This is a genomic window from Bradyrhizobium sp. RD5-C2 (genome assembly GCF_019972155.1).
GTDB lineage: Bacteria > Pseudomonadota > Alphaproteobacteria > Rhizobiales > Xanthobacteraceae > Bradyrhizobium.
Genome location: NZ_BOVL01000068.1, coordinates 1 through 443, shown reverse-complemented (window position 1 = coordinate 443; position 443 = coordinate 1). Strand labels below are relative to the sequence as shown.

General features: G+C 61.9%; 1 protein-coding gene. It reads left to right on the top strand.

From position 1 onward, the window contains the following. Window positions 1-433, top strand: a 433-nt coding sequence (locus BraRD5C2_RS39265) for a transposase (RefSeq protein WP_223977884.1), incomplete at its 5' end; no start/stop codon positions are given. Window positions 434-443 lie beyond the last annotated feature (10 nt).

The window sequence follows — 443 nt, the reverse complement described above, 5'->3', positions numbered from 1 at the left end:
GATCGAGGCCGACATCAGCGCATTGATTAAAGCCGAAGCGGAGATCGCGGACGATGCGAAGTTAATGCGTTCGCTGCCCGGCGTGGGTCCCGTGGCCTGCATGCAGCTCATCGCGCAGATGCCGGAACTCGGGCGGGTCGGACCGAAACAACTCGCCGCGCTCGCTGGCCTTGCTCCCTTCAACGTCGACAGCGGCGCCTTCCGCGGCAAGCGCAAGATTGCGGGCGGCCGAAAGCGCGTTCGTGACGCCCTTTATATGGCGGCCCTCAACGCAGTCCGCAGAGCTGATCCGTTCAAGGCCTTCTATGCACGACTGCGACAGGCCGGAAAACCAGCCAAACTCGCCCTAATCGCCGTCGCCAGGAAGCTGCTGACGGTCCTCAATGCCATCATGCGAGACCGAAAGCCGTACCTGCAAACCAAACCAACATAACAGTTGCCGG